Annotated in this window: 17 protein-coding genes and 1 pseudogene; 5 read left to right on the forward strand and 13 right to left on the reverse strand. The window is 63.5% G+C overall.

The window, feature by feature from the left end; all coding sequences use genetic code 11:
- Positions 1–5: 5 nt before the first annotated feature.
- On the forward strand, positions 6–980 hold the full coding sequence (locus ACUXVA_RS30595; RefSeq protein ID WP_265082188.1) for a sugar ABC transporter substrate-binding protein: 975 nt from the start codon (positions 6–8) through the stop codon (positions 978–980).
- Between the two features lie 58 nt (positions 981–1,038).
- Here the strand turns inward: ACUXVA_RS30595 and ACUXVA_RS30600 are convergent, their stop codons facing one another.
- From ACUXVA_RS30600 to ACUXVA_RS30625, 6 genes are all read right to left on the reverse strand, one after another.
- Positions 1,039–2,007, reverse strand: coding sequence for a Bug family tripartite tricarboxylate transporter substrate binding protein (locus ACUXVA_RS30600; protein WP_265082187.1), 969 nt, complete (start codon positions 2,005–2,007; stop codon positions 1,039–1,041).
- A gap of 31 nt (positions 2,008–2,038) precedes the next feature.
- Complete coding sequence (locus ACUXVA_RS30605; protein ID WP_265082186.1) at positions 2,039–2,326, reverse strand: cupin domain-containing protein; 288 nt, start codon at positions 2,324–2,326, stop codon at positions 2,039–2,041.
- 68 nt (positions 2,327–2,394) lie between these two features.
- The gene (locus ACUXVA_RS30610; protein ID WP_265082185.1) at positions 2,395–3,402 is read right to left on the reverse strand and encodes a quinone oxidoreductase family protein; all 1,008 of its coding nucleotides are present in this window, start codon (positions 3,400–3,402) and stop codon (positions 2,395–2,397) included.
- A 41-nt stretch (positions 3,403–3,443) separates the two neighbouring features.
- On the reverse strand, positions 3,444–4,337 hold the full coding sequence (locus ACUXVA_RS30615) for a BKACE family enzyme (RefSeq protein WP_265082184.1): 894 nt from the start codon (positions 4,335–4,337) through the stop codon (positions 3,444–3,446).
- Between the two features lie 10 nt (positions 4,338–4,347).
- Positions 4,348–5,094 (reverse strand): SDR family NAD(P)-dependent oxidoreductase, encoded by a 747-nt coding sequence (locus ACUXVA_RS30620; RefSeq protein ID WP_265082183.1) that lies wholly within the window; start codon positions 5,092–5,094, stop codon positions 4,348–4,350.
- Positions 5,095–5,101: 7 nt separating this feature from the next.
- Positions 5,102–5,992, reverse strand: coding sequence for a dioxygenase family protein (locus tag ACUXVA_RS30625; protein ID WP_445493373.1), 891 nt, complete (start codon positions 5,990–5,992; stop codon positions 5,102–5,104).
- 106 nt (positions 5,993–6,098) lie between these two features.
- Between ACUXVA_RS30625 and ACUXVA_RS30630 the strand changes: the two genes are divergently transcribed.
- A complete protein-coding gene (locus ACUXVA_RS30630; protein WP_445489991.1) occupies positions 6,099–7,127 on the forward strand; it encodes a LacI family DNA-binding transcriptional regulator in 1,029 nt (342 codons plus the stop codon).
- 428 nt (positions 7,128–7,555) lie between these two features.
- On the opposite strand, the gene ACUXVA_RS30635 is transcribed toward ACUXVA_RS30630, so the two are convergent.
- From ACUXVA_RS30635 to ACUXVA_RS30665, 7 genes and pseudogenes are all read right to left on the reverse strand, one after another.
- On the reverse strand, positions 7,556–8,257 hold the full coding sequence (locus tag ACUXVA_RS30635) for a branched-chain amino acid ABC transporter ATP-binding protein (protein ID WP_265082181.1): 702 nt from the start codon (positions 8,255–8,257) through the stop codon (positions 7,556–7,558).
- Positions 8,250–8,984 carry an ABC transporter ATP-binding protein gene (locus ACUXVA_RS30640; protein ID WP_265082180.1) on the reverse strand — a complete coding sequence of 245 codons (735 nt, stop codon included), beginning with the start codon at positions 8,982–8,984 and terminating at the stop codon, positions 8,250–8,252. The genes ACUXVA_RS30635 and ACUXVA_RS30640 overlap by 8 nt, the downstream gene beginning before the upstream one ends.
- Complete coding sequence (locus ACUXVA_RS30645; protein WP_265082179.1) at positions 8,971–10,014, reverse strand: branched-chain amino acid ABC transporter permease; 1,044 nt, start codon at positions 10,012–10,014, stop codon at positions 8,971–8,973. The genes ACUXVA_RS30640 and ACUXVA_RS30645 overlap by 14 nt, the downstream gene beginning before the upstream one ends.
- A 90-nt stretch (positions 10,015–10,104) precedes the next feature.
- Positions 10,105–11,326, reverse strand: a pseudogene (locus ACUXVA_RS30650) (substrate-binding protein).
- A gap of 2 nt (positions 11,327–11,328) precedes the next feature.
- Complete coding sequence (locus ACUXVA_RS30655; protein ID WP_265082177.1) at positions 11,329–12,186, reverse strand: branched-chain amino acid ABC transporter permease; 858 nt, start codon at positions 12,184–12,186, stop codon at positions 11,329–11,331.
- 33 nt (positions 12,187–12,219) lie between these two features.
- A complete protein-coding gene (locus ACUXVA_RS30660) occupies positions 12,220–13,734 on the reverse strand; it encodes an amidase (RefSeq protein ID WP_265082176.1) in 1,515 nt (504 codons plus the stop codon).
- Between the two features lie 153 nt (positions 13,735–13,887).
- Positions 13,888–15,024, reverse strand: coding sequence for a substrate-binding domain-containing protein (locus ACUXVA_RS30665; protein WP_445489995.1), 1,137 nt, complete (start codon positions 15,022–15,024; stop codon positions 13,888–13,890).
- A gap of 175 nt (positions 15,025–15,199) precedes the next feature.
- Here ACUXVA_RS30665 and ACUXVA_RS30670 point away from each other — a divergent pair, with 175 nt between their 5' ends.
- The 3 genes from ACUXVA_RS30670 to ACUXVA_RS30680 all read left to right on the forward strand — a co-directional run bounded on the left by ACUXVA_RS30670 (position 15,200) and on the right by ACUXVA_RS30680 (position 17,244).
- A complete protein-coding gene (locus tag ACUXVA_RS30670; protein ID WP_265082174.1) occupies positions 15,200–15,643 on the forward strand; it encodes a MarR family winged helix-turn-helix transcriptional regulator in 444 nt (147 codons plus the stop codon).
- Between the two features lie 391 nt (positions 15,644–16,034).
- A complete protein-coding gene (locus ACUXVA_RS30675) occupies positions 16,035–16,382 on the forward strand; it encodes a hypothetical protein (RefSeq protein WP_445489998.1) in 348 nt (115 codons plus the stop codon).
- 107 nt (positions 16,383–16,489) lie between these two features.
- Positions 16,490–17,244, forward strand: a protein-coding gene (locus tag ACUXVA_RS30680) for an IS5 family transposase (protein WP_445490000.1) whose coding sequence is annotated in 2 segments (ribosomal slippage) — positions 16,490–16,822 and positions 16,825–17,244 — 753 coding nt in all. Because the reading frame shifts where the segments join, the coding sequence is not laid out codon by codon here.
- Positions 17,245–17,289 lie beyond the last annotated feature (45 nt).

Raw genomic sequence — 17,289 nt, forward strand, 5'->3', positions numbered from 1 at the left:
CCATCATGCGAACCACAAGACCACTTCGATGCGTTGTCGCCGCGCTGATCTGCGGCACCCTGTCCCACTCGGCCGCCCTGGCCGACGGCGAAACAATTGCGGCATTCACCAAGAACCAGGTGGACCCACATTTTGAAGGCGTGCGGGCCGGCGTCGCACAAATGGCGGCCAAGATGAATGCGACGGTCAAGAACTACACGCCGACCAAGCCCAACAACATCACCGAGGGCATGTCGCAGCTTGAGGATGTCGGCGTCACAAAGCCGAACCTGATGCTGTTCATGCCGATCGACGCCAAGGCGCAATTGCCGACCATCAAGCGTCTGATCGAGTCCGGCCTGCCGATTATCAACTATAACGACCGCGGCGGTGATGCTCCGTATCTCTCCTATGTCGGCCAGGACGACTACAAGCTCGGCTATGAAATCGCAAAGACCCTGTTCGATCATCTCGGCGGCAAGGGCAATGTGGTTATTCTCGAAGGCGTCAAGGGTTCGACCACCGGTGACGAACGCAAGCGTGGCTTCGACGCGGCCGTGAAGGATTATCCGAACATCAAGGTGCTGGCCTCGCAGCCGGCAAATTTCCAGCGCCTGCTCGGCATGCAGACGATGGAAAACCTGATTCAGCAGTTCAGCAATATCGATGGCGTGATCTCCGCCGCCGATGCCTCCGCGCTGGGCGCCATCGAGGCACTCAACGCCGCCGGCCGCAAGAATGTCGCCGTGGTTTCCATCAACGGCGTGCCGGAAGCGGTCGAAGCGGTGAAGGCGGGCACCCTGCTGGCGATCGCTGAATTCGACGGCTTCAAGATCGGCTGCGTCGCCACCGCAGTTGGACTGAATGCGATCCGCGGCAAGAGCGCGCCGAAGCAGATCACCATTCCCGGCGCCATCATCACCAAGGCGAACTACGCGCCCTGGCTCATTCCCTACAAGGACCGGACCTGCCCCGCGCCCGACGCCTATATGACGAAATAAGCGTCCGGCCTCCGGATTTGTCATGCGACCGACGGGCCGGCTCGATGCCGGCCCGTCGCTATTTGGGCGGCAACTCCGCCGACACCGCGACGAGTTTGCCGTAGCGCTCGGCATCGCTGCGCAACTCCGCCTCGAATAGCTCCGGCGTCGAACTGGCGATCTCAACGGCCTGCACGGCGAACTGCTTGCTCAACGCGGGATCGGCCAGCGCTTCGGCAACGTCGCGCGCGATCTGGCTGACGATGGATTTTGGCACTGTGGCGGCGGCGAGCATACCAAACCAGCTATCGTAGACAAACTCCGGCAGACCGGCCTCGGCGAAGGTCGGCACATCCGGCAATTGCGGCATTCGGCTCTTGCCGGTGACTGCCAGCGCGCGCAGCTTGCCGGCCTGGATGGAATCCCCACTGACACCGAAATAGGTGAAGGCGAGATTGGTGTCGCCACGCATGATGCTCATCGACGATTCCGGCAGGCCGCGATGCGGCACCAGCACCATCTTCGTCCCCGTGAGATGCTTGAACAGTTCGGCGGCAATGCCGGTCGCACTGCCGACACCGGCCGAGCTGTAGCTCAGTGAATCCGGCTTGGCCTTGGCTGCTGTGATCAGTTCGGTCAGCGTCTTGTAGGGCGCATCGGGCGGCACGATCAGGATCGCGGGGGTCGAGCCGACACGGCTGATGGTTGCGAAATCCTTGATCGGGTCGAAGCCGAGGTTCTTGTTGATTACGCCAACTACGCTATGGCCGTTCGAGGTCAGCATGATCTGGGAGCCATCCGCCGGCCCCTTGGCGATGCTGCTGACGCCGGCGATGCCCGGCCTGTTCTCAACGATGACCTGCTGCTTCCATTTTGCCGTCAGTCGCTCGGCCACGGCCCTTGCGAGAATGTCGGTAAGGCTGCCGCCGGAAAACGGCACAACGATGCGAACGAGCTGATTGGGATAAGCCTGCGCAAGAGCGGAGCTGCCGGTAATAGCCGTCGTCGCGGCAAGGCCGGCACCGATCATGAATTGTCGGCGGTCCATTATATCCTCCCTGTGTTGAAGTGCCGGGCTTTCAGCCTCTGGCGGAGTTGGGCAGTGGCATTGCAAGCAACACCACAGCCGGTCGTTTCGTCTCATTGCGCAAGGCGCGCGTCTCGTTGGGCGCGATGCGACAGGAATCCCATTGACCGAGCGTCGCTTTGCCCTCCGGCGTCTCGAACGTCACTTCGCCATCGAGCACGACGTAGAATTTCTCTTCCGGCGAGGCGGATGGCGTGATGCCGCCGCCCGGCAGGATCTGGCTCATGCCGAGCCACATCACATCGCTCGGGCCGGCATCGCGGCCCTGGAGACGGAGCATCCGCATGTCCGTATGGCCGGGAGCCTCGTAGCGAGGGGCATCATCGAGACGGACGACATGCATGACGTTTACTCGTTGGGTTGGAAGATGAGACGATCGCGCGACGAGCCGAGCACGGCGACATAGGCCTCTGCCGCGTGCGCCAGCGGATAGATCGCATCCGGCTTGATCGGATACGGCTTCAGAGCGCCGCTCGCGAAGCCGGGCACCAGATCGCGCAGAATTTCAGCAGCCTCCGGCGACGACAGCGACAGCGAGTCGACACCGAAAAACGTGTGCTTGCCGCGATAGAAGGCGAAGATATCGAACGGTACGGTCGTTTTGTTGGACGCGATGAAGATCTGGCGACCGAGATGCGCGAGGGATTTGGTGCCTGCTTCGTAATAGGCTTCGCCGACGGTGTTGTAGACGATATCGACGCCCTTGCCGCCGGTGAGTTCGCGCACCTTGGTTGCGACGTCATCGCGGCTGGAATTGATGACAGTGACTTCGCCATGGGCATCGCCCACATATGGCTCGTCCTTGCGCACGACGCCGATCACGCGGGCGCCCTGCCATGACGCGATCTGGGTGGCGGCCTGGCCGACCTTGCCGTTGAGACCGAGGATCAGAACGGTCTCGCCCGGCTTCGGCATGCCGGTCCGGCGGAAGCCCTCCTGTGCGGTGACGAAGGGCACACCGATGCCCGCGGCTTCCGCCAGGCTGATATTCGCGGGCTTTTCCACCAGCGCCGACGCCTCGACCACCAGATGCGTGGCATGGGTGCCGTCGCGCCGGATGCCGAGTTCGCCGGACGAGCCGAACACCTCCTTGCCGATCAGTTCGGCCGGCCCGTCGATGACGACGCCGGCAAAATCGCGGCCCGGCGTCCGTGGAAATACGGCATGCGGCATCAATCCGAGCGTCGCCTTGGCGTCCGACGGATTGATTGCAGCCGCCTTGATCTCGACCAGCGCATCGCTCGGGCTTGCACAGGCGAGCGCACGCCGCTCGATGCCGAGTATAACGCTCTCGATGCGCTCGGCCTTGGCGGCGACCCGCAGACAGGTGGCAGTCACGTTGGCGAATGTCGTCATTCCGATCCTCTATATGATGTCATGCGGCGCGTCGGATTCGATCAGTTGCCCGGCAGGTCGAACAGCGCACGGGCCTCTGCGGGCGTCGCAATCTGCACGCCGAGTTCCTCGATGATCCGCCGCGCCTTCTCCACCATCGCCGCATTGGACGGGGCCAGCACGCCACGACCGAGCATTACCGCATCTTCCAGACCGGTACGGGCATGACCGCCTGCCAGCACCGACTGCGCAACCATCGGGAAAGTCGCGCGACCGATGCCGATCGCGGTGAAATGCGCATCCGCCGGCAGCAGACCGCGCGCGTAGAGCACGGTCTCCGGCGACGGCTGGAGACCGTATTTGACGCCCATCACGAAAGAGGTCAGCGCCGGGCCGCCGCCCAGCGTGCCGTCAGCCAGAAGATCATGCAGCAGCGCAATGTCGCCGGAATCGAACAGTTCGATCTCCGGCTTGACGCCGGCCGCGCGGATCACCTTCGCCATCCGCCGCACATTGGCGGGCGTGTTGATCACCACCTGCCCGCCGGAATTCATGGTGTTGAGATCGAGCGTGCAGATATCCGGCTTCAGCGCGGTGATATGCGCGACGCGCTCTTCCGGATTCATCAGCGTGGTGCCGGCCGCGGCAACCTTCGGATCGTCCTGCGACGGCACAAAGCGGCCACCGGGACCTGTGGTGATGTTGAGGATCAGGTCGCGGTTGCGGGCACGGATGCGGGCCACGACGTCCTGATAGTATTCGAGCTTCATCGACGGCGCGCCGCTGCCCGGTTCGCGCACATGGATGTGCGCGACCGCGGCGCCCGCATCCGCGGCGCCGAGACACGCATCGGCAATTTCTTCCGGCGTGATCGGCAGATGCGGCGTCTGGTCCGGCCGTGTCAGATTGCCGGTGACGGCGCAGGTGATAACAATCTTGCCGAGGATCGGGCGCATCGGTCTCTCCTTACAACGCCCGGCCGCCATCGACGACGATCAGCGAGCCGGTGGAATAGGTCAAGTGCGTTGCGCAGGCGGCGATGGCGCGGCCGACATCCTCGGCCGTCGCGACACGCCTGAGCGGGATGGTCAGCGCGACCTTTTCCAGCGCAGCCGCATCGCGGCCCGGCACGAAATCGGTGGCGACCACGCCGGGCGACACCGACATCACGCGCACCGCCGGCGCCAGCGCGCGCGCCAGCGACTTGGTCATGGTATCGATGCCGGCCTTGATGGCGGCATAAGCGAGATTGGAGCCGACGCCGCTGAGGCCGGCGATCGACGAGACACTCACGATCAGCCCATCGCCTGACGCTTTGAGAAGCGGCGCGAAGGCGCGGATGGCGGCAAACTGCCCGCGCCAGTTGACCTTGAACATATCGTCGATGCAGTCATCGGTAAGCGCGTCGAGATCGGCGATAGGAATCGGCCTAGTGTAGCCGGCGCTGTTGACGAGGATATCGCAGCGACCGAGTTCCGTTGCGACCTCCGCGGCCAGAGCGGTCAGCGTCGCGGTTTCCTCGACCACGGCGCGTCGCGCGAAATGCCCCTGCCCCGGCAGCCCCGCAAGCAATGTGGTCGCGGCAGCTTCGTCCGAACGCCAGGTCACGACGACCGTTGCGCCTTCGGCCGCAAGCATCCGCGCGGCCGCGGCACCGATGCCGCCGGAACCGCCAATCACCACCGCAACCTTGCCAGAGAGAGAATTCGTCATCGACAGCTCACTTGATAGGGGGATGAGGTAGCACGGCTTCGCCGGGCTCCATCACGAACGTGTAGTTCAGGCTGAACCAGTCACCATCGACGTCGGGGGCGGGCGGCGTGCCCTGGCCCTTGCGGAAATCGCCGATCAGCGCGCGCGTCACGCCGAACACGACGTCGCTCTCCAGGTGCTGGTCGTCATCGACGAAGACCTGGGTGATCAGCGTTTTGAAACCGGGCTTGTAGGCGAGAACATGCAGATGTGCGGGGCGATACGGATGCCGCTTCTGCGCCGCCAGCATCTCGCCGGTCGGCCCATCGGTCGGCACCGGATAGCCCGCCGGTTTGACGGAGCGGAAGCTGAAACGGCCATTTTCATCGGAGATGAAGACGCCGCGCAGATTCATGTCGGCCTGGCCGGCATCCTGGTTTTCATACATTCCAGATGGTGAGGCCTGCCAGACATCGACCCGCACGTTGGACATCGGTCGTCCCTGCCCGTCGCGAATGTTGCAATCCACGAACAGCGGCGCTCCCGGCGTCGGCGAGCGCAGGATCGACGCGCCATTTTCCATTTGCGGCGCGTTGGCGCGCCAGAACGGACCGAGCAACGCCGCCGCGGTCTCGCTGGCGCCGTCCTGCCCGTTGTTGAGGAGGCACACGAGAGTCGATAGCCCGATCGCGTCGCTGAACAGCACAGCCTCGTTATGAGCGTCGTTGGTGGCCTGGCCAATGCGGTTAAGGAAATCGATGGCAAATTCGAATTCAGCCTCGGTCAGCCGAACTTCGCGCGCAAACGCATGAACATGACGAACAAAGGACGCCATGACCGTTCGCAATCGATCGTTAGGCGCCCCACTCATCGCGCCAATCACGACGCCGGTAACATCTTCCTGTTTTGAGATGATCATAACCACTCCCCCGACCGGCAGTTTCTCGTTGTCTTCAATGCGCAATCGATTGCACAAATAATGCAATCGATTGCGCATGTCAATAAAACTGCATAATGTTCGGAGCGTGGGTAAACTGACGACGATCAAAGACCTTGCGCGCGAAGTGGGGGTTCACCCTTCGACGGTATCCCGTGCCTTGGACCCTCTCCGACGCGAACGGATCGGCGAGCCGGTGGTGCGCCGCATCCTCGAGGCTGCTGTCCGACTTGGCTACCGCCCGGACACGGTGGCCGCAAGCCTGCGTGGCGGGCGCTCGAACATGGTCGCGATCATTGTTCCGGATATCGCCAATCCAGTGTTCTCGCCGATCATCAGCGGCCTCGAAAGCGTGCTGTCGGCGCGCGGCTATGCATTGATCGTCGCCGACCCGCAGCCGCGCGGATCGGGTGACGGCGACATCATTCAACGGTTGGTGTCGCGCCGCGTGGATGGTCTTGTACTCGCCAATGTCGCGCTCGAAGACGAGACAGTCGCGCGTTGCGTGGACTGGCGGCTTCCTGTCGTGCTCGTCAATCGCGCGGAAACGGAAGCGCGCGTGCCGTCGGTGGTGCCTGACGACGTGGCCGGCATGCGACTGGCTGTCACCCATCTGCTCGACCTGGGACATCGCCAAATTGTGCACCTTGCCGGCCCCCAGACGGTCTCGACAGGCTCCTTGCGTCGTCGTGGCTTCATTGACGCCATGACTGCGGCCGGCCTTGCGCCGATCGAGGCTGACGTTGAACAAGCCGAGGCATTTACGCGCGAGGCAGGACGCATCGCGGCACGAAGGCTGCTGGCGAGACGGCCGCAAGCCACCGCGATCGTCGCTGCGAATGACCTCCTCGCGCTAGGCGTGTATGAGGCATTGCGCGACATCGGACGACGATGCCCGGACGACCTGTCGGTGATCGGACACAATGACATGCCGCTGGTGGATCTCGTAGAGCCGCCGCTGTCCACGGTACGCATAAGTCACCGCGAGATGGGCGAAGAAACCGGCAAACTGCTGCTCGATCTTATTGAAGGCGTCCGTACCGACGCGCCTCGCGTGGTCACGCCTCCGCTGCTCGTCGCGCGCCGCTCGACGCGCGCATTGCGGCCTCTGCTGTAAGCCAAGAACGCCTGATGTAGCGGTTTGGCTCGCTCGGGAGTGGTCGAGATGGCCGGCACGAGATCGGACTGCCGCCGAATGGACTGATGCCCGCGCCGAGTTTGGCTGCTTGGCCCTGAAAACGGCGCGGCGAGCGATCGTTCGTCGTCAGGCAATTACGCTAAGTGTTTTGATGGGTTAGGTATCACCATCTTCCTCGACGGCGAGCAACGGTATTTCCCATTCCAGCTCGACGCATACGATTGCTTTGCGCCAGAAGCTGCCGTCTACCAGGCTATGTGGTGGGGCGTTTGACGGGGACTTGCCATTGATTGTTTCATTCGAACTCATTCTTCCGGTGCCGAGAGGAGCCACGGTCAAATGACGCTCACTCTGCTCGGCGACGATGCCGTCATTCAGTATGGAAGTCTGGAACGTTGCGGTTCAACTCAAGGCGCGAGAAACTGCACGAGTTTTGGATCACTGCGCACCTGATCCGCGGGGCCCGCCAGCGCGACACGGCCGCGATCCAGCACGTAGGCGGTGCTGGCCACGCGCAGCGCCAGGTCCAGGTGCTGCTCGACGATGACCACAGCGATGTCCTTCGCCAGCAGGATCAGCCGCTCCGTAATCTCCTCGATGACGCCGATCCAGACGCCTTCGGTCGGCTCATCGAGCAGCAGGATACGCGGTTCCGACAACAGCGCGCGGCCGATTGCCAACATTTTTCTTTCGCCGCCCGATAGCGTGCCTGCGGCCTGGTCGAGGCGCTGGCCCAGTTTCGGAAAGATCTCCAGCACGCGATTCACCGCGCCGCTGTCGCGGTTGGTCAGCGCGCCGACCGCAAGATTGTCGCGAACCGAGAGTCTCGCGAACACCGCATGCTCCTGCGGCACATAGCCGACGCCGGCGCGGATACGCTGCTCGGTCGGCAACCGGCTGACGTCGCGGCCGTCCAGACTGACGGAGCCACCCAGCACCGGCAGTTCGCCGACGATCGCCTTCATCAGCGTGGTCTTGCCGGCGCCATTGCGTCCGAGGATCGCAACGCCGCCGCGCCACGGCACGCTGAGCGTGACACCGAACAGCACCTGGCTGCGGCCGTAACCGGCGTCGAGATTCTGGATGTCGAGGAATTTGTCTTCAGGCACGGCGGAGATAGACCTCCTGGACGCGGGGGCACGACTGGATCTGCGCCACGGAGCCGCTGTTAAGCACCGCGCCCTGATCGAGCACGGTGAGCCGGTCGCAAATGTCGCGGATGAAATCGAGATCGTGCTCGACGATCACCAGCGAGCAGCGCGCCTTGATCGGCGCCAGCAATTCGCCGGTGACGCGGCGCTCCTCGAGGCTCATGCCGCCGGTCGGCTCGTCGAGCAACAGAAGTTTCGGCTCCGGCGCCAGCGCCATGGCGATCTCCAGCCATTGCTGTTGGCCGTGCGACAGCGCCGAGGCTGGGTCCGACGCGCGGTCGGCGAGGCGAAACTGCTCGAGCATCGCCATCACCTTGTCATGCAGGATGCCGCGACTGCGCGATAAAACGAGACTCGCGAGAGACGTCTGTGCCTGCAGCGCCAGCAGGACGTTGTCATACAGCGTCAACGCCGGCAGCACGCTGGTGATCTGGAATTTCAAACTCATGCCGGCTCGGGCGCGCTCCGCCGGCGAGAAGTTGGTGATGTCGCGACCGCCGAACGACACCGCGCCCCTCGTCGGGATCTCGGCACCGGCGATGCATTTCATCAGCGTGCTCTTGCCGGAACCATTGGGACCGATCAGGCCGTGAAATTCATTGTCTTCGATGGTCAGGTCGGCGCCGTTCAGCGCCGTCAGCTTGCCGAAAATCTTCACCAGTCCGCGCGCTTCAAGAAGGGCCATGATGTCCCCGCTTCGATGCGCGGCCGAAATTCCCGACCCGCTCGCGTTCGCTGAAAATCAGGCTGACGAGGCCGGCCGGGCGGAACAGGATCACCAGCAGCAGCAGCGTGCCGAGAATGATCGGCCAGATGTCCTGATAGGAGTTCGACAGCCAGAAGCTGACGGCCTCGATGACGACGGTGCCGATCACCGCGCCGATCAGCGTGCCCGCGCCGCCGAACAGGACATACAGCACGACCTGCGTCGACATCACCACGCCCAGCATGTTGGGCCACACAAAACCCTCGTGGAAGGCGTACAGGCTGCCAGCGAGGCCGGCCACGGCGCCGCTGAACGAGAAGATGATCGCCTTGAGGTGCTGCACCTTGTAGCCGAAGAAGGCGATGCGCTGCTCGTTCTCGCGTAGGCCGGCAAGTGCCAGGCCGAACTGCGAGCGCACCAGGAAGCGGCAGCCGAGATAGACGGCCAGCAGAATGCCGAGGGCGAGATAATAGAACGCCGGCCCCTCGGTGAATTCGTAGGATCCAAGCGTCATCGGCGGGATCGAGGGAATGCCGTTCTGGCCGCCAAGGTAGTACCAGCCACGCGCCAGCCGGTCGGCGGCGTAGGAACCGGTTAGCGTGCCCAAAGCAACGAAGATCACGCTGGAGGGATGACGCCCCAGCAGCAGGAAGCCACCGAGCAATAGAGCGAAGGTCAGCCCGATCAGCAGGCCGGCTGGCAGCACCAGCGCCATGGAGGTGATGCCGAGGTCGCGCGCCAGCAGCGCCACGCTGTAGCCGGCGGAACCGAAGAACAGCGCCTGCCCGAAGCTCATGATGCCGGCATAGCCCCACACCAGATCGAACGACAGCGCAAACAGGCACAGGATCAGCACACGGGTGGCATAGACCGTGAGATAGTCCTGCAGCACCAGTGGCAGCAACACGCCGATCGCCAGCACGACGAGTTCCACTATCGGCAGCCGCTGCGCGCGCCAGCCGAAGCGCGGCGGCGACAACGCAGCGGCGGCGTGTGTGGTTTTGGTCATCGCGTTGCCCCAGGCGCAGTATGTCGTCCCCGCGAAAGCGGGGACGACACATTGAATGCGGAGCTATCCTTCATTCCAATCAGCATCCGCTCAACATTCCTTGGGATCGACCAGACCTGCGCTGCGGGCAACGACTTCGTATTTGCCGCCCTTGGCGACCGCTGTGTACATCTTCATCTTGCAATGGCGCTGACCCGGTACCATCTCGGCTGGCCCGCCCGGGCCTTCCGCGATTCTGGCGTGATCGAGCGCCTTGGCCACCGCGTCGCGCTCCACGCTGCCGGCTTCCTTGACCGCGGCTTCCCACAGCTTCAACCCGCGGTAGGTCCCGGTCGCCGCACTGCCTGCCGCGAACAGGAAAGTGCCGGGAAACTGCTTCTCGTAAGCAGCCTGGATCTTGGCGCTGACCGGGTCCTCCGGCGTCAGCGCTTTGAAATAGTCGAGACAGACTGGCGAGGCCTTCTATCTCGTTGGGCTGGTTGATGCCCAGCGTATTCTCGTCGTAGTACACGCAGGCGAGACGCCCACCATTTTTCAGGAAGCCAGCCTCGTAGAGCTGCTTGAACATCGGCCCTACGCCCGGCGGGATCACGGTGTTGAAGACGACGTCGACCTTGTTGGAAATGATGCGGTTGACGGTCGAAGAAAAGTCGATCTGGTCGAGCGGGTAGTATTCTTCCAGCACCACCTCGCCGCCATTGGCCTCGATCACCTTGCGCGCGTAGACGTTCAGCGTGTGCGGCCAGACATAGTTGGAACTCGGCAGCGCGAAGCGCTTGCCGCCATTCTTGACTAGCCAGGGAATGAACTCGTCGCACTGCTGCGCCGGGGTCGGCCCGGTGCAGAACAAGTAGGGCGTGCATTCCTTGCCCTCGTAGAGCTGCGGATAGATATACAGCGTCTTCCCGCGCGACACGATGACGTCCTTGATGGCGTTGCGCATCGAGCTGGTGATGCCGCCAAGCGTGAGGTCGACCTTGTCGCGCTGGATCAGCTTGCGCACGTTGCCTACGGCGACGGCTTCGTTCGATGCGGTATCCTCGATATACAGTTCGAGCGGCCGGCCGAGCAGCCCGCCGGCATCGTTGATCTCCTTGATCACCATTTTCGCGACATTGGCGTCGGCATTGCCGGCATAGCCCATCGGTCCCGTGAGATCGGTGGCGATGCCGACCTTGATCGGGCCCGCGGCAGCGTTGGCCCAGTCCGCAGGGATCACCCAGCTGCCAACGCCGGTCGAGATGGCCGTGGTGGCGAAGGCGAAATTGGAGAGGAAGCGGCGACGGCTGAGTTGGCTGTTGTCGCGATTCATGATCAGACCCCTTTTCCGGATATCAGGCCCTGCGGCCGAAACTTGATGAAGATGATGGCAAGCACGAAGACGAGGACGTCGGCGATCACGGGCGAGATCACCCAGGGCAGCGCCGCCGACAGCGTGCCGATCAGGCCTGCGCCGGCTACCGGCCCCGCGAACGAGCCGATGCCGCCGACCATCACCGCGACAAAGCCCTGGATCAGGAAGCGCAGCCCGAGATCGGCGAACAGCGAGAACACCGGCACGATCAGCGCGCCGGCGAGGCCCGCCAGCGCCGCGCCGAAGGCAAAGGTGGCGCCGTAGATCGCATTGGTGGAGATCCCCGAGGCGCGCGCCAGCGCCGGGTTCTCCAGCGACGCGCGGATCCGCAGGCCGAAGGCGGTGCGCGCCAGCAGCAGATAGCTGCCGCCCATCACCAGCACCGTGATGACGATGATCACCAGCCGCCATGACGAAAAATGCATGGCGCCCAAATTGACCGAGCCGCCGATCGGTTCCGGCACCGAGATGTAGAGACCGCCGATCAGCCCGCGCACGACCTCGCGGATGATCAGGCCGAGCGCATAGGTGCCGAGCATGGCGATGATAGGCGCGGCATAGAATCGCCGCACCACCAGCCGTTCCAGCACGAAGCCCAGCGCGCCGACCGCGAACGGCGCGGCGACCATGCCGAGCCAGACAGGTGCGCCGGCACTGTGCACCACATAGGTGATGTAGGCGCCGAGCAGCACGAACTCGCCCTGTGCGAAATTGAAGATGCCCATCATGCTGGCGATGATGCCGAGTCCCAGCACCACCAGCACCACGATCGCGCCGAAGCTCAGGATCTCGAACAGCGCGATGAACAGATTATCCATGCGGGCATGACCGACGGTGTTTGCGCATCATGCTCACATTGTCTTCCAGTCCGCCGACTGCTCGAAGGCATGCGCGGCGCGGTAGATGGTCGATTCGTCGAAGTGGCGGCCGACCAGCATCAGCCCGACCGGCAGCCCGTCCACCATGCCGCACGGCAGCGACATGGCGGGGTGATGGGAGACGTCGAACGGCGAGGTGTTGGCCAGCATCTCGAACGCCCGCCCCACATTTTCCTCGCGGCTGGCGTTTGCCGCCGGCAGCGGCTGAGCCTTCATAGGCGTGGTCGGCATCAAGAGCAGGTCATAGCTCTCCAGCGCCTTGTCGTAGGCCGCCTTGAGCCGCCGCGAAACGTTGACTGCCTTGCCGTAATAACGCGGGCCATAGATGTTGTTAACGTAGGTACCGAACATCAGCAGCAGCTTGGTGGTCTCGGACAGCGCGTCGGCCTGGCCGCGCCAGCCACGATGCGCGTCCATCAGCGCGGTCGAATACAGGTCGGAGCGGCTGAGGCCGTAGCCGTCGCCCATCATCATGGTCTGGGTCATGCCCTCGGTGCCGATCGGCGTCCAGATCGCGGGTGCCACCATGTGCATGGGGATCGAGATCTCCTCGACGATCGCGCCGATACTGGCAAGCCGCTTGGTGGCCTCGCGCACGCTTTCATTGACAGCGGCTTCGGCGCCGAGTTGCTCGAAACCTTCCTTGAGCACGCCGATCTTCATGCCCTTGACGCCGAGGCCGAGCGACTTGGTATAGTCCGGCACCACCGGCGACTTGATGCGCGGGTCGTAACCGTCGTCGCCCGCCAGCACTTCAAGAAGGAGCGCGTTGTCCGCGACATTGGCGGTCATCGGGCCGGTGTGGTCGATGAAGATCTCGATCGGCATCACCCCGGTATAGGGCACCAGGCCCCATGTCGGCTTCATGCCATAGACGCCGCTGAACGACGCCGGCATGCGGATCGAACCGCCCTGGTCGCCGCCGATCGCCATGTCGACCTCGCCGAGCGCCACCACGACGGCGCTGCCCGACGACGAGCCGCCGGCGGAATAGCCCACCTTGTGCGGATTGTGTACGGGGCCGGTGGAATTGGTGTGGCTGCCGCCGGACATGCAGAACGATTCGCAATGCACCTTGCCGGCGATCTCCGCGCCGGCGTCGAGCATGCGGGTGACGATGATGGCGTCGAAATCCGGCACAAAGCCTTCCAGCGTCGAGGAGCCGTTCATCATCGGCACGCCGGCCAGCATGATGTTATCCTTCAGCGCGACGACCTTGCCCTTCAGCTTGCCGCTGCCCGCGCCCTTCACGCTCGACTTGCGATACCAGGCGTTGCGCGTGTTGTCCTCGGGCGCCGGACGATAGCCGGGCGTGCGCGGATATTTCACCACCGGCACCTCGTCTGGCATGGCGCCGACGACGTTGTAGGCATCCACCGAGCCCTGCATCAGGCCGCGGAACGAGACGACATCTTCATCACTGAGGGACAGGCCGCACTGGTCGGCGAGATCGCGCACCTGGTCGGGCGTGGGAAGGCTGACGGTCAAGAGGCATCTCCGGATCGGTTCGCTGTTGAAGCGGCGTCGCGCGCAAGTCTAACGGCGCGCGCAGTCGCATGAAGGTGACCTCGTCACTAGAAACGGAAATGTTTTCCTTTTCAAGTATTATTTTAGGCCTCTTCTATCGGCGCAATTGATACGTCAGAACGTTCTGATCAATCGAAAGTCCAGCCCGTCAGCTTCGGCAAGATGGATCGGCATCTGCGCGTCACCCCGTCGGATGCGGACGTTGCCGCGCGCGCCCCGGTAGTCGATGTTGGCGGCCGTCGCCAGCAGCGGTTTTGCCGCCAGCGAACCGGTTCGCGCGGCGATGGTTTCGAGGAAGCACAGGCCTTCGTAATTCGATTGCGCGACGGACCCCGGTGGCGGCGCATGGCGGCCGAAGGCGGTTTCGTAGCGGCAGCGGAACGCGTCGTTGTCATGGGACGTCATGTCGACGAAATAGCCGGAGGCGCAAAACAGGTTCTCGGTGTTGGCGGCGCCGATGCCGAGCAGCACGGTTTCGTCCATGGCGCCGCCGAGCCGCAGCATCTTGGCGCCGAGGCCCTGTTTGCCGAAAGCGCGGTTGAACAGGATGGCGTCAGTCCCGATCAGCGAGATCAGCACCACGTCCGGTTTGGCGGCGCGGATCCGCGCCGGCTGCGCGCTGTGGTCCTGCGCGCCGAGCGGCACGAATTCCTCGCCGACCACGCGGCCGCCGGCGTCGGCGATGTAGCGCTTGGTCGCCTTGTGCGCGAGCCACGGCCAAACATAGTCGCTGCCGATCAGGTAAAACCGCGTGGCGCGCTTGGCATCGGCCAGCCACTGGATGGCCGGACGCGACTGCTGCCGCGGAATCTCGCCGATCGCCATCACGCCGGGCGTGCGTTCACCGCCTTCGTAGACCGGCGTGTAGATGTAGGGAACATGGCCGGCGATGACCTTTCGCAGCTCCACCCGCACCGCGCTGATATGCGACCCGACGATGATGTCGGCATCTTCGGCGGCGACGACATCCTGCGCCGTACGCACCACGTCGTCGATATCACCGCCAGCATCGTAAAATGACAGCTCGACCTCACGGCCGAGAATGCCGCCACGCTTGTTGATTTCGGAAGCCGCCAGCAGCGTGCTGTTGGTGGCAGCCGGCCCCCACAGGCCGGCAGGGCCGGACAGCGTGACGAAATTGGCGATGCGCAACTTGCGGCGGTCGCCACGGCGACCGAACGCCTCCGGATCCGACCACGGCGGAAGCGGCGTGGGCGAACCGGCTCTGTCGCGCAGCAGGGATGAGAGCACAGCACTCTCCTTTCGACAGTCAGGGGTCCGTCACCCGGCTAGCCTAGCGCGCCGGTACAATCAGCGGCAACCGAAAACAAGCCATCGGAAAAGATTGAATGTTCAAGGATTCGCATGCATATAGAACAAGCAAAGCCGCCCAATATTCATCCACTCCCAACCCGAAGCATGCACCGTGGCCAAACCGCTGACCCCGAGCCGACCGATCACCGAACATCTCGCTTACCTGCTGGCGCAGGCCAATCGCGAGATCAACCGGCAGCTCGATGCCCGGTTCCGCAAGGAAGGCGTGCCGGTGGAACAGTGGCGGATCCTGAAAGTGCTGTCCGACGGCAAGGGCCATTCGATGGGCGACCTCGCCGACGCCGTGCTGCTGAACCATCCGACGCTGACCAAGATGGTCGATCGCATGGTATCGGACTCGCTGGTGTACCGCGTGCAGGACGCCGACGACCGGCGCAAGGTGCTGATGTTCTCCTCCGACCGCGGCAAGGCATTGACGCAACGGCTCAATGCGCTGGCGCTGAGCCAGGAGGCTCATATCGCCGAGAATTACGGCAACAAGGCCACAGCGGATCTGAAGCGGCTGCTGGAGGGGTTGATCGAGAAGGCGAATTAGGGGGCTGCCATTCCGGGGCTGCAGCTTGCTTCCCGCCCTCCCTGTGGGAGAGGGGGGAAACGCGAAGCGCGGCCGGGGAGAGGGGAGCTAAACTCCGAGCTTATTTGCCCTATAGGGCCTCCGCGTCGGCGGAGTCGGTCGGATTATCGCAGTATGCCGCCTGGTCGGCTGCGTAGGCCGAGATAGGCCGAGATAGGCCAGCACCAGCAGCGCCAGCACGAAGTATATAACGCCGGAACGATCTCGTTGGTTTAACCGAGCGCGTGACTTCCCAAAGCCAAGGCCACTGCCATCAGGTACGCGATGCGAGATACTGCTTGCCTGTGCGCACGCGGCGCAGGGCCACATCGCACGCGTACAACTCGAGTTGCGCAGCGCATTGGGCTGCGCGATGGCCAGCGGCTTCGTGCGCAGCTTCCTCGAGGAAGGAAAGTACATTACGCAACTGTTGCCGGCGCAACTCGATGCTTCACAGATCCAGACCGGCGCGCCGAATGGATTTATCGCCGGCTACTGCCGGGCACTACCGTCGATCACCATCGTGGAGAGGTCAGACGGCTGCTTTGCGCCAGCGGCGGTCAGTCATAGATCAGTTCAATCGGACCAAACTGAAAAGTCGGATTGGATTGACTTGCTCGCGGTGAGCGATGTGGTGGGCGGGGCGGCGGAGGCCTCCACATGTCTGCACGTCTTGTCGCTGGAACTCATCAACCTTGGAACAGGGGCCTGCTTGAATTGATGGTGGAGATCGATGCCATCGCAGCTTTCGACTAGGGTCCGGACCCAATAACCGGATTCCCCTGGCAGCCTGATCGTGATTCACTGCCTCATCGAGGAGGCGGTGAGATGGGTGATTTCTTTTGGTTTTCCGATGCGCAGTGGGCTCGAATTGAGCCGCTGCTTCCGACCGGCGTGCGCGGCAAGCCCCGGGTAGATGATCGTCGTGTGCTAAGCGGGATCGTCCATGCCCTGCGCTGTGGCGGCCGTTGGGCCGACTGCGCCGACGTCTATGGGCCAAAGAAGACGCTTTATAACCGGTTCGTCCGCTGGTCCGAACGCGGCATCTGGCAAGGCATTTTCAGTGAGCTGGCGGGAGCAGGCGATGCGCCGGACCGGCTGTTCATCGACAGCGGCTGCATCAAGGTTCACCGCTGCGCAGGCGGTGGAAAAGGGGGGCCTTGGCTCATGGTATCGGCCGCACGAAAGGCGGACGAAACACCAAGCTCCATGCGGTCTGCGGTGAAAAGGGGCGCCCCTGCGTCCTGCTCCTGACGCCCGGAAACGTTCACGATTGCAGGGTTGCGCAGCTCTGCATCGAGGCGATGCCACCGTCGGCCGAACTCGTCGCGGACAAGGGATACGACAGTCAGGCGCTGCGCGAGTGGTTGGTCGAGCGTGGCACCGAGCCCGTCATTCCCCCGCGCAAGAACCGCAAGATCCAATACGATTACGACCGCGCCATCTACAAGCAGCGCAACGTCATCGAGCGTATGTTCTGCCGCTTCAAAGACTGGCGACGCATCGCCACCCGATTCGACCGCAACGTCCGAAACTTCATGAGTACCATCAGCCTCGCCGCAGCCGTCATCTGGTGGCTGTAGTGAGTCCGGACCCTAGTATCGTCGGCTCTGCGACCGGATTATCTG

The sequence above is a fragment of the Rhodopseudomonas sp. RCAM05734 genome, assembly GCF_052658035.1.